Raw genomic sequence first — 12,005 nt, 5'->3', positions numbered from 1 at the left:
CCAGTCGCATTACTGCGAACTTCAACGTATGCGCCGAGGTACCCGGCCGGAACATTCTTGTGAGAATTCGACGTATTGCAACCAGCGAAGTTCGACGTCTTTGACCCAGCTCTCCTGCTGTCGTCATTGACCGACGCGCGGCCATATGCACAGGACGTACTGTTCCCAAAGAGCTTGACGTATGCCGTCGGGTGAGAACCTGCTGCGAACGCCGGCGACAGTCCGATCCCGACGGCGAACGACACAACAATCGTGCAGCCGCCTATCAGTAGTTTCATACTGTCTCCTCAGTACCTTGTGCACCACCCTGCGCTCGCCACATCACGGCGTCAACAGCGATCGCGATCTCGACGTGCACAAAGCGCACAAGTTGTCACCTGGGTGACAAACCGCTGACTGACCTACCAACCCGCAATTGTGTAATAATTAACTGAGCACTCAATCTATGATTACTGACGTGAGAGGAGTTGACCGTGCGAACTGTCGACCACGCCGCCCGGGCTGCGCGCGAGAAGGACCTGCTCGACGCGGCCGCACAGTGTTTCGCCGAGCGCGGATACAGCGCCACCCGGACGTCCGATATCTGTGCTCTGGCAGGAATGAGTGCCGGCAATCTGTTCCACTACTTTGCAACGAAGCACGACGTATTGATCGCGCTCGTCGAACGGGACGGCGTCGAGCTCCGTGCACATCTGGACGAGCTCACCCAGGCAGCTGACCCGCTGGCCGCGCTGTTGGGCTTTCTCGATGATGTGTGCGCCCTGGCCAGCGACCCGCTGTACTCCGGCCTTGCCCTCGAGATCGCGGCAATTGCCCATCGCGACGAAGCCGTCGCGACACTGTTCAAAGCCAATGACCTGGCGCTGCGTGACGGGATAGCCGCGCTCCTGGCGTTGGCCGATCAGGCCGGCCAGGTCCGAAGCGATCTGCCCATCAGTCAGATCACCACCTGGATCGCAGCACTGACCGACGGACTGTTCTCACGCGTGGCCGCCGATCCCGATTTCGACCCGGCGGCGCAATCGGTCGCCCTGCGGGTCATCGTCACCGACCTCATACAGAAAGATCCGTCATGACCACGACCACCGACAAGCGCAACGTCCGCCTGCTCAACGTCGACGCTCTACGGGGATTTGCTCTGCTCGGCATTCTCGCAGTCAACATCTGGGCGTTCGCCGATCCTTACTACGCCTCGACGAGTACCAACCCGACCTACGACTCGGCTCTCGACCACGGTGTCCGTTTCTTGGTCGAGCTGCTTTTCGAGACCAAGTTCTATCTGTTGTTCTCATTTTTGTTCGGATACAGCTTCACCTTGCAGATGGCCGCTGCGGAACGGGCCGAGACAGCGTTCATTCCCCGCATGGTCAGACGTCAGGGCGGGCTGCTCGCGATCGGGCTCGCACACGGCGCTCTGCTTTACTACGGCGAGATCCTGTCGACGTACGCGATCCTCGGCCTCGTGTTGATCGCCTGCCGGAATCTGCGTCCCCAGCGCGCGGTCAAGATCGCAGCGTGGATAGTCATCACAGCAGCGACATTGTGGACGTTGCTCGGTATCGCGCAGCTCGCTGTGGGCGAGTTCACGGGATCAACGAGCAGCGAAACCGCGACCAAACTCTCCGCCTTCAGCGGCAGCGCCGCCGATGCACTCGCCTTCCATTCCCATCACCTGGGCGAGACCATCGCGGTGATAGCGATCATCCAGGCACCCAGCGCGATGGCGATGTTCTTCCTCGGCTTTGCCGCCGGACGCAAGAAGGTTTTCGCCGATCCCCAGCGCTATGCGAGTCAACTGCGTCACATCATCCGGATCGGCCTGCCCGTTGGCCTCGGCGGCTCGGCGTTCTATGCGAGCGCCGCGACCTTCGCTCCCGGCGGCGGTATCGAGACTGTTGCCTTCGGCATCGGACAGATCACGGCCCCGTTTCTGACCGCGAGCTACGTCGCGCTCGGTCTGACCCTGTTCACGACCGCATCCGGGGCGAAGATCGAGCGAGTTCTCGCCCCGATGGGCAAGATCGCGTTGACCAACTACCTACTCCAGTCGGCCGTTCTGGGGGTGCTCTTCACCGGATACGGATTAGGCCTCGTCGATCAGCTATCGCCGATCGTCGTGTTGGCGATCGTGCCGATCGTCTTCTGCGCACAGATCGGGCTGAGCACCTGGTGGCTCAAACGTCACGTTTACGGACCCGCCGAGTGGGTCCTGCGGGCTGTGACGAATGCCGAGATCCCCGCCTGGCGTCGACGTCCTGAGTAAGGCTCAGCGCAGTCCGGCGAACAGATCCGTCTCGGGGACGCTCGTCTCGACCTTGGAGTCGACCAGCTGATAGTCCTCGGTGGGCCAGGCCTCGGCCTGCACCTCGTGGGGAACTGCGAAGAACCAGCCCTCCGGATCGATCTGCGTCGCGTGGGCGAGCAGCGCCGCGTCGCGCACCGGGAAGTACTCAGCGCATTCGACGCGGGTCGTGAGGCGCGCTTCGTCCTCGGGCTTGCGCTCCCAGTTCTCGAAACGCTCGGCGTACGGATTGTCGAGGCCATGCGATTCCAGCGCCTTGGCGATGGCTTCCATGCGGTCCCAGCTCCAACCCAGGTGGTAGTAGAGCTTGGAGACCTGCCACGGCTCACCCGCGTCGGGGTAGCGGCTCGGATCGGCAGCGGCTTCATAGGCATGGACGCTGATCAGATGGCACATGATGTGGTCGGGGTGCGGGTAGCCGCCGTTCTCGTCGTACGTCGTCAGGACGTGCGGTTTGAACGACCGGATCAACCGGACGAGGGGCTCAGCGGCTTCTTCGACCGATATGAGGCCGAAGCAGCCTTCGGGCAACGGCGGCTTGGGGTCGCCCTCAGGCCAGCCGGAGTCGACGAAACCCAGCCAGTCCTGCGTGACGCCGAGGATCTCGCGGGCGCGGTCCATCTCCTCGCGACGGATCTCGGTGATCAGGTCGGGATTGTCCTCGATACCGGGATGTTTGAACTGCGGATTGAGGATCGAACCACGTTCACCACCCGTACAGGTCACGACATGGACGTCGACACCCTCGGCGACGTACTTCGCGGTAGACGCCGCACCCTTGCTCGACTCATCGTCGGGGTGGGCATGCACATGCATGAGACGAAGCTTCTCGGCCACGGTTCTCCTTCAAAGACGTACCCAAATCCTTGCACTCGGACCAACACCGCGCAGCATCCGGGTGTTCCAAGGCGGCCGTCCTCGCCGGGCTGGGCCGCGCCTGAGACACTGTGAGACGTGACCGACCTGAATTCGCGCTACGGAACCCGCCAGCGTCCACGATGGCTGTGGCCCGCCGTCGCAGCCGTCGGTATCGCCCTCGGCATCGCCTTCGCGGCCTGGGTGGGATTCCAGAAGGACCCGGTCACCGGCCGCCTGTGGGGCTACGACGTGATCAACGACAAGCAGGTCGCGATCAAACTCGACGTGATCCGACCCGATCCTTTGGCCGTACGCTGCACGGTCTACGCCCAGGCGGCTGATCACACGATCGTCGGCGAGAAGACGATCGACGTCCCCGCATCGGACAAAGAAAAGGTCCGCGTCACCACGACGATCGAGACCGAGCGCAAAGCCGTCAACGGTGTCCTGAGAACGTGTGTCGCCGCTGATTGAGTGCTAGCCTTGCAAGTTCACCCTGGGCGCTGGCCCGGGGTGCAGCACGTAAAGGAGCACTCGCATGACTCAGCCGACTCAGTCCGACACCATCTGGGTGACCCAGGAGGCCTATGAGCGTCTGCAGCAGGAGCTCGCGCACCTCAAGGGCGAGGTGTGGGCCGATATCACGGCCAAGATCGCTGCCGCACGCGACGAAGGCGATCTGAAAGAGAACGGCGGCTATCACGCCGCCCGTGAGGAACAGGGCAAGACCAAAGCCCGCATCGACCAGCTCGAAGCCATGTTGCGCAAAGCCGAGGTCGGTGAGAAGCCTGCCGACGACGGCCTCGCCGAGGCCGGCATGATCGTCACGATCCGCTTTGCCGGCGACACCACGACCGAGAAGTTCCTGCTCGGCTCGCGTGAGCTGCTGAGCATGGACAGCACCGTCGACATCGACGTCTACTCCCCCACCTCGCCGCTCGGTGCCGCGATCCTGGGCAAGAAGGCGGGCGACACCGTCACCTACGAAACGCCCAACGGCAAATCCATCACAGTAGAACTACTAGAAGCCAAACCCTTCTAGCCAGGCGCCGCAGGCGCCGCAGCAGATGTCGGCGGTTCTGGGTCAATACCGGTCACGGTTCGACCCAGAACCGCCGACATTTTCAGTTAGAGCAGCTTGTAGCCCAGGTCGGCCAGCTTGGTCTTGACCTCCGTGCGGTGCTGCGGGCCCCTGGTGGCGACTTCGATGTCGACATCGACCTGCCGCACGGGCAGGGCGTCGGACGATCGGTCGTGGTTGACGTTCAAGACATTGACTTGCATCTCAGCGAGGGTCGTCAACAACGCCATCAATGCGCCGGGACGGTCGGAGATCCTGACTCGCAAGTGCGCGAATCGTCCGCCCGAAGCCAATCCATGCCGGATGACGTCGAGCAACACCAGCGCGTCGATATTGCCACCCGACAACACCGCCACGACCGGGCCTTCGAACGCCCCGGGACGTTCGAGCAGTGCCGCGACGGCAGCGGCACCGGCGGGTTCGACCAGCATCTTGGCGCGTTCGAGCAGCGAGATCAGGGCACTGCTGAGCGACTCCTCGCTGACCGTGATGACCTCATCGAGCAGCGAGGACAAGATCTCGAACGGGATGTCCCCAGGCTGCGCGACAGCGATACCGTCAGCCATCGTCACGCCCATCGCCCCGAGCACCGGATGCCCGGCGGTGATCGAAGCGGGAAATGCCGCCGCCGCCTCGGCCTGGACACCGACGATCCGCAGATCCGGACGCTCCGTGCGCAGCAATGCGATGCCGGCAGCCAAACCCCCGCCGCCGAGCGGCACCAGGATCGTCTTGACGTCGGGGCATTGCTCCAAGATCTCGAGACCCGCCGTGCCCTGACCCGCCACGATGTCCTCGTGGTCGAACGGGTGTATCAGCACAGCTCCCGTGCGCTCGGCGAACGCGCGTGCAGGAACCAGCGCTTCTGTGACGCCTGCACCGTGGAACTCGATATCAGCGCCGTAGCTTTCTGTCGCGGCGACCTTGGGTAGTGCGGCCCCCTCGGGCATGAAGATCGTCGATGTGATCCCCAACAGCGACGCGGCCAGGGCGACTCCCTGCGCATGGTTGCCGGCGCTCGCCGCCACGACACCCCGCGAGCGCTCCTCCTCGCTGAGCCTTGCGATCCGCACGTACGCGCCACGGATCTTGAACGATCCCGTGCGCTGGAGGTTCTCGGCCTTGAGAAAGACGTCCTGGCCGGTCTTCGCGCTCAGCCAACGCGAGTGAGCCATGGGCGTCGTCTCGGTCACACCATCGAGCAATTCGCGGGCGGCCCGCACGTCGTTGAGATCCACCTCACCAACGTAGTGGCTGTGCGAGAATCTGCGCCATGTTCCCTGAGGTGCACACCACGACCCATCGGGGAATCCCGGTCCGCTGGGCAGATCTACCCGGTCCTCTGACCGGCACGCTCATCTTGGGCGTCGGGCATCGCGACGAACCGGCCCATCTGATGGGCATCACCCACCTGATCGAGCATCTGGTCTTTCGCATGATCGAACCGCTCCACGTGCAGAGCTCTGGTGTCGTGTCCGACGAGTCGCTGATGCTCTACGCGACTGGCGAGCCGGATGACGTCGCGACGTTCCTGAACGACATCAGCCGAGCACTCCACTCAATCGGCAACGTCTCGTCGGAAGACCTCGACTTGGAGAAGTCAGTACTGCGGACCGAGGCCGGAACCGACAATTCCACCGCCGGACTGCTGACCTACCGATTCGGACTCGGCGGCCTTGGCAACTCGAACGCATCACACGCCGGCGCCTATGCCCTGACAGCCGCCGAGCTTGCGGCCTGGTCATCCGACTGGATGACGTCGTCCAACGCTGCCCTCACGTTCACCGGCCCGATCCCGGCTGCGCTTGCGCTGGACCTGCCGACTGGAAACCCACCACAGCGTTGGTCCGGACAGCCGGTCGACGTCACGCCTCGGCTGGTCGAGTCAGGCAAGGTCGGGGTCGCTGTGTCACTGGTTGTCGACTGGGAGTCAGCACGTGAGCTTGGTGAGGCGCTCAGCGAGGAAGCACGGCGCCGGCTGCGCCACGATCTTGGCCTGATCTATTCCCCGGAGGTCTTTCACACGCGGATCGACGAGAAGAACACCCAGGTCGACCTCATCCTCGATCCCAACGGCGAGAACGTACCGCAAGTGGTCGAAGAGATGCTGAAACTGTTGCGGCGACTCGTCGTGGACGGTTTCAGCGAATCGGCAGTTGCCACGACTCGCACCACGTGGCTGACCGAGCTCGCCTGGGTCAACTCGGTGGTTGGCCGACAACTTGATGACTCTTGTGTCGCGGACCTGCTGGGATTCCCCAGCTCAACGCCTGAGGTCGAACTGGCTCGTGCAGAGTCACTGACCAGCGAACGCCTCACCTCTGCCCTGGCAGATGCTCTAGATTCACTTATCCTCGCATTCGACGAAGACGAGCCGCCCACGAAATTGTGGATCGCTGCGTCAGAACTCCCTCTCGATAGATTCGACGTGTGGGATGAGGGCCTCGCCCCGGAGCTCTCTGCTCGCCCTGGTCGGACCTGGCGTGGAAAGGTCCGGGGAGACATGGCCAGATATCGGGCGAACGTGAGCGACGGTCTGGTCGTGACCCGATCGCGTTTGGGTGACAGCGCGATACGGCTCGACGATCTGGTGATGCTTGGCCGCCGCGGCTGCGGATGCCTCCAACTGGTGGATTTTCGCGGCAGATGCGCACGCATCGACCCCGATGACTGGTATCGCGGCAAGTCGCTGGCAGCAGCGATCACAGCCGGCGTCAATCCCGAGATCGTCCGAGCACTGCCGTCCCACTGACCGGCGTTGAAGTTGCAGACCGCAACTTGTTATATGTTTGCTCCATGCAACGGGATGCTCTGTCGGCCGAAGACGCGATCCTGCAACTCTCACTCGCCGTCGGACGTCGACTGCGTGCCCGACTCGACGGCGACCTCGTCGAGTGGTCTCAGGCGACATTGCTGTTCACGCTCAAACGCCAAGGCGCACTGCGACTCGGGGATCTGGCGGAGTCGTTGCGCCTCGACGCCTCCACGGTCAGCCGCCACGTGCACCAACTCGCCGAACGTGACTTCATCAGCCGCGAGACCGACCCGGACGACGGCCGCGCCTGCATTCTGGCGATCACCGACGCGGGCATGGACGCCCTCAAACGCACCTTCGATCAACGCCGCACGATCCTGACTGCGGCCATGGCCGAGTGGGATGAGGGCGACCGCGATCGTCTCCGCCAAGACCTCGTACGTCTCACTGCCTCACTTGGAGCTCTGCCATGACCGACAACTCGCCGACGACTGACGAAACCTACTTGTCGCACCGTCAGATCCTGGTGATCCTCGGCGGTCTGATGACCGGCATGTTCCTCGCCGCTCTCGACCAGAGCATCGTCGGCACCGCACTGCCCCGCATCACGTCCGATCTCAAGGGTCTCGACAAATTGAGCTGGGTCGTCACCGCGTACCTGCTGACATCGACTGCCGCCACTCCGCTGTGGGGCAAGATCTCCGATCTCTACGGCCGCCGACCGATCTTCCAGGCCGCGATCGTGACATTCCTGGTGGGTTCGCTGCTGTGCGGCTTCGCTCGCAATATCGAGGAACTCATCGCATTCCGCGCCCTACAGGGAATCGGCGGCGGTGGCCTGATGGCGCTGGCGTTCGCCACACTCGGCGATGTCATCCCGCCACGCGAGCGGGGCAAGTACATGGGTTACATGGGAGCGGTGTTCGGGACGTCCAGCGTCCTCGGCCCGGTGCTCGGCGGCTGGCTCGCCGACGGCCCGGGCTGGGAGTGGATCTTCTGGCTCAACGTACCCATCGGCGCCGTCGCGCTCGTCGTCACGTCCTACGCGCTCAAGCTCCCCCACACCCGCCGCGAGCACACGATCGACTGGTTCGGCGCAGGAGTCCTGGTCGCCGGTGTGTCATCGCTGCTGCTGTACCTGGCCTGGGCCGGACCCGATCACGGTTGGACGTCCGGCCTCGGGCTCTCGCTGCTCGCGGGCGCTCTCGTCGGAACCGCGTTGTTCATCTGGATCGAGCTGCGCGCCAAGGAACCCATCATTCCGATGGAGCTGTTCAGCAACTCGATCTTCTCCACGACCAACGCGATGGCCGTGACGGTGGGCCTGGCGATGTTCGGCGCGATCATCTTCATCCCGTTGTATCTGCAGGTTGTCATGGACATGTCGCCGACCAAGTCGGGCCTGGCCATGTTGCCGATGGTGTTGGGCATTTTCAGCACTTCGATCCCGTCGGGCAACTGGGTCACCAAAACGGGTCGCTACCGGCCGATGCCGATCGCCAGCACCGTCATCGTCGTCGCGGCCTTGGTCGTCCTTTCGCTGCTCAAGTCGGACAGCAGTTACTGGCTGGCCGCGATCGGTCTGTTCATCTTCGGCGCCGGGCTCGGCTTCTCGATGCAGTTGTTGACCGTCATCGTGCAGAACGCCGTCGAACCACGCCACATGGGCATCGCCACCAGCACCATCACCTTCTTCCGAACACTCGGCGGCACGATCGGCGCAGCGCTGTTCGGCGCGGTTCTCAACACTCGTCTGGCCCACCATCTGGCGGAGAACCTTGGTGGCGGCAATGCCCCGTCGGTCGACACCAACGATGTCTCGGCGATCAACGGCCTGCCCGAACCGCTCAAATCCCAGGTCATCGACGCCTTCGCCAGCGCATTGCACGACGTGTTCATCTCGGCGATCCCGATCATGATCGTGGCGTTCGTCATTTCGCTGTTCATCAAGGAGATTCCGCTGCGCACCCGCTCCAGCCCCGCACCGGCCGAGCACTAGCCGGACGGAGGAATCGGGTTTTGTCCCGTGAATCGCGGACAAAACCCGATTCTTCCGTCACCGCCTAGGGACGATCGCGCGCCGGCAGCTTGTCGACGATCAGGTCGTACGAGTCTTCGATCAGCTCGTTGATCAGCTGGTCGGGCAGGGTGCCGTCGAGCTGCACCGTGATCCAGTGTTTCTTGTTCATGTGATAGCCGCGCTCGATCGCCGGATACGTCTCCACCAGTCCCGTGACGTCGGCGGGCTCGGCCTTGAGGTTGATGCTCGTCGCCCGGTCGACACCTGTCAGCGCGAAGATCTTGCCGCCCACCTTGTAGACGGCCGTCTCCTCGCTGAACGGAAAGGTCAGGTTCGCGCCCGGGAACCCGGCACAGATCGCGTGCACGTCGATCATGCGAGACCCACACCGGATTCGAGATCGTCGCCGGTGTCGGGCGGGTCTTCGTACTCTCGCGCTGCCGCGACCAGATGGCCGACCACACCGTTGAGGCAGGCCGCGAGCGGCACAGCGATGAGTGCACCGACGATGCCTGCGACCGTGATACCTGCCGCGATCGCCATGATGATCGCCAACGGATGAACCCGTACGAGACGCCCCATCAAGAACGGCTGCAAGACATGCGACTCGATCTGCTGGATCACGATGACCACGATCAGCATGAACAGCGCCGTCCATGGACCCTGAGCCACCAAGGCGACGAGCACCGCTACCATCCCGGACGCCAAAGCACCGACGATCGGCACGAACGCACCGAGGAACACCAAGACTCCGATCGCGAAGCTCAGCGGCACCCCCAGAGCCCAAGCGCCGAAGCCGATGCCCACAGCGTCGACGAATGCCACCAGCACCGTCGCCCGCACGAACGCCGTCAGCGACGCCCACGCAGTGTGGCCGGAAGAGTTGACTCGATCGCGGGCGGCCCGCGGGAACAGAGCCACGATCCATGACCAGATGCGGTTGCCTTCATAGAGGAAGAAGAACGAGGCGAACAAGGCGATGAAGAATCCGGCAAACAGATGCGTCAGGGTTGTGCTGACCTCCGTCACCCGGGTCAGCACCGACGTGTCGCTGGACGAGATGGACGCCTTGGCCGACTCGATCCAGCTCTGAAGCTGGTCATCAGTCAGGTTGAGCGGCCCTGTCTTGGCCCAGTCCTGCACCTGGCTGATTCCTGCCACGACATTGGCCTTCAGACGCGTCACTTGAGTCGAGAGCTGCTGTCCGACCAGCGCCAGCATGCCGAAGAACGCGACGAGCATCGAAATGACCACGATGAACGTCGCCAGAACGCGAGGTAGACCACGACCTTGCAGCCAGTTGACGGCATCGATCGTCAGCGCGGTGCCCAACACCGCGACGGCGATCGGGACTGTGATCTCGGAGAAGTACCGGAGCAACCACACCCCGGCCGCGCCGAGAATCACGAAGATCAGGATCCGCCAAGCCCACTGTGTGGCGATCTCGACGCCGATCGGGACCTGATATCGCTCGCTCAAAGACTCACGCTCCTCGGTCGACACACTATCTGCAGAGGAACACGAAACCCGGCTTCGACGTTGTGAACTGTGTGAAGTCGTTTCGCATCCTCATCCCTCTCGCCGCGGTCATGATCGTCGCGTCCTGCTCGTCGGGCGCATCTGACGGCGATGACGCCGCACCTGTCCGTACGACCTCGGCGCCGACTCCAGAGGCGACGCCTGCGAATCCGTACGCCGAGCTTTCGGCCGCAGCCCGCGATCGCCAGCTCCTGGCCGCTGCCCGCAACGGCAACGCCGAGAAGGTGGCTTTGCTGCTTGAGGCCGACGCCGACATGGAAGCACGCGACTCGCGCGAACGCACACCGCTGTTGCTTGCCGTGACCGAGGACCACGTCGACGTCGCTCGTGCACTCGTATCGGCCGGCGCCGACCCCGACGCACTCGACAACCGTCACGACACCCCGTGGCTCGTCACCGGGGTCACCGGCAGCGTCGACATGGCCGAAGTCATCCTCGAGGCAGACCCCGATCTGACCGTCCGCAACCGGTACGGCGGTATCTCGATCATTCCGGCCAGCGAGCGCGGACATGACGATTACGTCGCGTACGTTGTCGAAACGACTGACATCGCGGTCAATCACGTCAACGATCTGGGCTGGACAGCACTTCTGGAAGCCGTGATCCTCGGCAAGGGCACCGATCCTTGGCAACGTATTGTCCAATCGCTCCTCGACCACGGCGCCGATCCCACAATCGCTGATCGCGACGGGGTCACCGCACTGCAGCACGCGCGCAACAAGGGACTCTCCGAGATCGCCGCGATGCTCGAACGCGCCTGATCACACTTGAGTCCGTAGACTCCCATTGAAAGGTGGAACCATGATCTTTGGTCGCAGCAAGTCAGAGCTTCCCACGCCCGACAGCGCTCTGAAGGGGCGCGAAGGCCGGCCCTTCCAGGTCGGTGGCACGCACCTCGTACTCGGCAATCCGGTCGAGACGCAGGCCCCCGACGGTTTCGAGGTCGCGGTGTTCGGTCTCGGCTGCTTCTGGGGTGAGGAGAAGACCTTCTGGGAGGTCCCCGGCGTGTGGTCGACTTCTGTCGGTTACGCCGGCGGCCAGACACCTCACCCGACGTACGACGAGGTCTGCTCGGGCCTCACGGGGCACGCCGAGGTCGTACGGGTCATCTTCGATCCAGCCAAGGTCACGTTCCAGCAGCTGCTCGAGGTGTTCTGGGAGAACCACGACCCCACGCAGGGCATGCGTCAGGGCAATGATCGCGGCACCCAGTACCGCTCGATCATCCTGACCACGACGCCCGAACAGCAGGAACAGGCTGAGGCCTCACGCGCCGCTTACCAGGTGCAGATGACGTCGGCAGGGTACGGCGAGATCACCACCTCGGTCCTGCCGCTGGAGCGCTACTACTATGCCGAGGACTACCACCAGCAGTACCTGGTGAAGAATCCCAACGGCTACTGCCCGCTGCACGCGACGGGTGTGACGTACAGCTGACCGCTGAGTTGCG

General features: G+C 63.4%; 13 protein-coding genes. 9 read left to right on the top strand and 4 right to left on the bottom strand.

The genetic code is table 11. The features are described from left to right. Positions 1–473: 473 nt before the first annotated feature. Together ACXJKC_RS04220 and ACXJKC_RS04215 are read left to right on the top strand one after the other, a co-directional pair. A complete protein-coding gene (locus tag ACXJKC_RS04220) occupies positions 474–1,076 on the top strand; it encodes a TetR/AcrR family transcriptional regulator (protein WP_456695424.1) in 603 nt (200 codons plus the stop codon). Further along, positions 1,073–2,263 carry a DUF418 domain-containing protein gene (locus tag ACXJKC_RS04215; RefSeq protein WP_456695423.1) on the top strand — a complete coding sequence of 397 codons (1,191 nt, stop codon included), beginning with the start codon at positions 1,073–1,075 and terminating at the stop codon, positions 2,261–2,263. Before ACXJKC_RS04220 ends, ACXJKC_RS04215 begins: the two co-directional genes overlap by 4 nt. 3 nt (positions 2,264–2,266) lie before the next feature. Here ACXJKC_RS04215 and mca read toward each other — a convergent pair whose 3' ends face one another. Then, positions 2,267–3,139 carry a mycothiol conjugate amidase Mca gene (gene mca, locus ACXJKC_RS04210; RefSeq protein WP_456695422.1) on the bottom strand — a complete coding sequence of 291 codons (873 nt, stop codon included), beginning with the start codon at positions 3,137–3,139 and terminating at the stop codon, positions 2,267–2,269. Positions 3,140–3,256: 117 nt separating this feature from the next. Between mca and ACXJKC_RS04205 the strand changes: the two genes are divergently transcribed. Together ACXJKC_RS04205 and greA are read left to right on the top strand one after the other, a co-directional pair. Continuing rightward, entirely contained in the window at positions 3,257–3,634 is a 378-nt protein-coding gene (locus ACXJKC_RS04205) for a DUF4307 domain-containing protein (RefSeq protein ID WP_456695421.1), read from the top strand. A 64-nt stretch (positions 3,635–3,698) separates the two neighbouring features. Continuing rightward, on the top strand, positions 3,699–4,202 hold the full coding sequence (greA, locus tag ACXJKC_RS04200) for a transcription elongation factor GreA (RefSeq protein ID WP_456695420.1): 504 nt from the start codon (positions 3,699–3,701) through the stop codon (positions 4,200–4,202). A gap of 86 nt (positions 4,203–4,288) precedes the next feature. Here greA and ilvA read toward each other — a convergent pair whose 3' ends face one another. Further along, complete coding sequence (gene ilvA, locus ACXJKC_RS04195; RefSeq protein WP_456695419.1) at positions 4,289–5,479, bottom strand: threonine ammonia-lyase; 1,191 nt, start codon at positions 5,477–5,479, stop codon at positions 4,289–4,291. 35 nt (positions 5,480–5,514) lie between these two features. Here ilvA and ACXJKC_RS04190 point away from each other — a divergent pair, with 35 nt between their 5' ends. Genes ACXJKC_RS04190 through ACXJKC_RS04180 form a run of 3 tightly spaced genes read left to right on the top strand, consistent with a single transcriptional unit; the run spans position 5,515 to position 8,995 of the window. Next, complete coding sequence (locus tag ACXJKC_RS04190; RefSeq protein ID WP_456695418.1) at positions 5,515–6,993, top strand: insulinase family protein; 1,479 nt, start codon at positions 5,515–5,517, stop codon at positions 6,991–6,993. A 44-nt stretch (positions 6,994–7,037) separates the two neighbouring features. Then, positions 7,038–7,469 carry a MarR family winged helix-turn-helix transcriptional regulator gene (locus ACXJKC_RS04185; RefSeq protein ID WP_456695417.1) on the top strand — a complete coding sequence of 144 codons (432 nt, stop codon included), beginning with the start codon at positions 7,038–7,040 and terminating at the stop codon, positions 7,467–7,469. Next, on the top strand, positions 7,466–8,995 hold the full coding sequence (locus tag ACXJKC_RS04180) for an MDR family MFS transporter (RefSeq protein ID WP_456695416.1): 1,530 nt from the start codon (positions 7,466–7,468) through the stop codon (positions 8,993–8,995). Before ACXJKC_RS04185 ends, ACXJKC_RS04180 begins: the two co-directional genes overlap by 4 nt. Before the next feature lie 64 nt (positions 8,996–9,059). Here the strand turns inward: ACXJKC_RS04180 and ACXJKC_RS04175 are convergent, their stop codons facing one another. Both ACXJKC_RS04175 and ACXJKC_RS04170 read right to left on the bottom strand, forming a co-directional pair. Then, entirely contained in the window at positions 9,060–9,392 is a 333-nt protein-coding gene (locus tag ACXJKC_RS04175) for an MmcQ/YjbR family DNA-binding protein (RefSeq protein ID WP_456695415.1), read from the bottom strand. Further along, on the bottom strand, positions 9,389–10,495 hold the full coding sequence (locus tag ACXJKC_RS04170) for an AI-2E family transporter (RefSeq protein WP_456695414.1): 1,107 nt from the start codon (positions 10,493–10,495) through the stop codon (positions 9,389–9,391). Before ACXJKC_RS04170 ends, ACXJKC_RS04175 begins: the two co-directional genes overlap by 4 nt. A 71-nt stretch (positions 10,496–10,566) precedes the next feature. Between ACXJKC_RS04170 and ACXJKC_RS04165 the strand changes: the two genes are divergently transcribed. Together ACXJKC_RS04165 and msrA are read left to right on the top strand one after the other, a co-directional pair. Continuing rightward, a complete protein-coding gene (locus tag ACXJKC_RS04165) occupies positions 10,567–11,316 on the top strand; it encodes an ankyrin repeat domain-containing protein (RefSeq protein WP_456695413.1) in 750 nt (249 codons plus the stop codon). A gap of 40 nt (positions 11,317–11,356) precedes the next feature. Then, positions 11,357–11,992 carry a peptide-methionine (S)-S-oxide reductase MsrA gene (gene msrA / locus ACXJKC_RS04160; protein WP_456695412.1) on the top strand — a complete coding sequence of 212 codons (636 nt, stop codon included), beginning with the start codon at positions 11,357–11,359 and terminating at the stop codon, positions 11,990–11,992. Positions 11,993–12,005 lie beyond the last annotated feature (13 nt).

Source organism: Aeromicrobium sp. P5_D10 (assembly GCF_054049535.1).
Note: the sequence above shows the minus strand (reverse complement) of the source record. Positions and strands in the feature narration are given on the sequence as shown.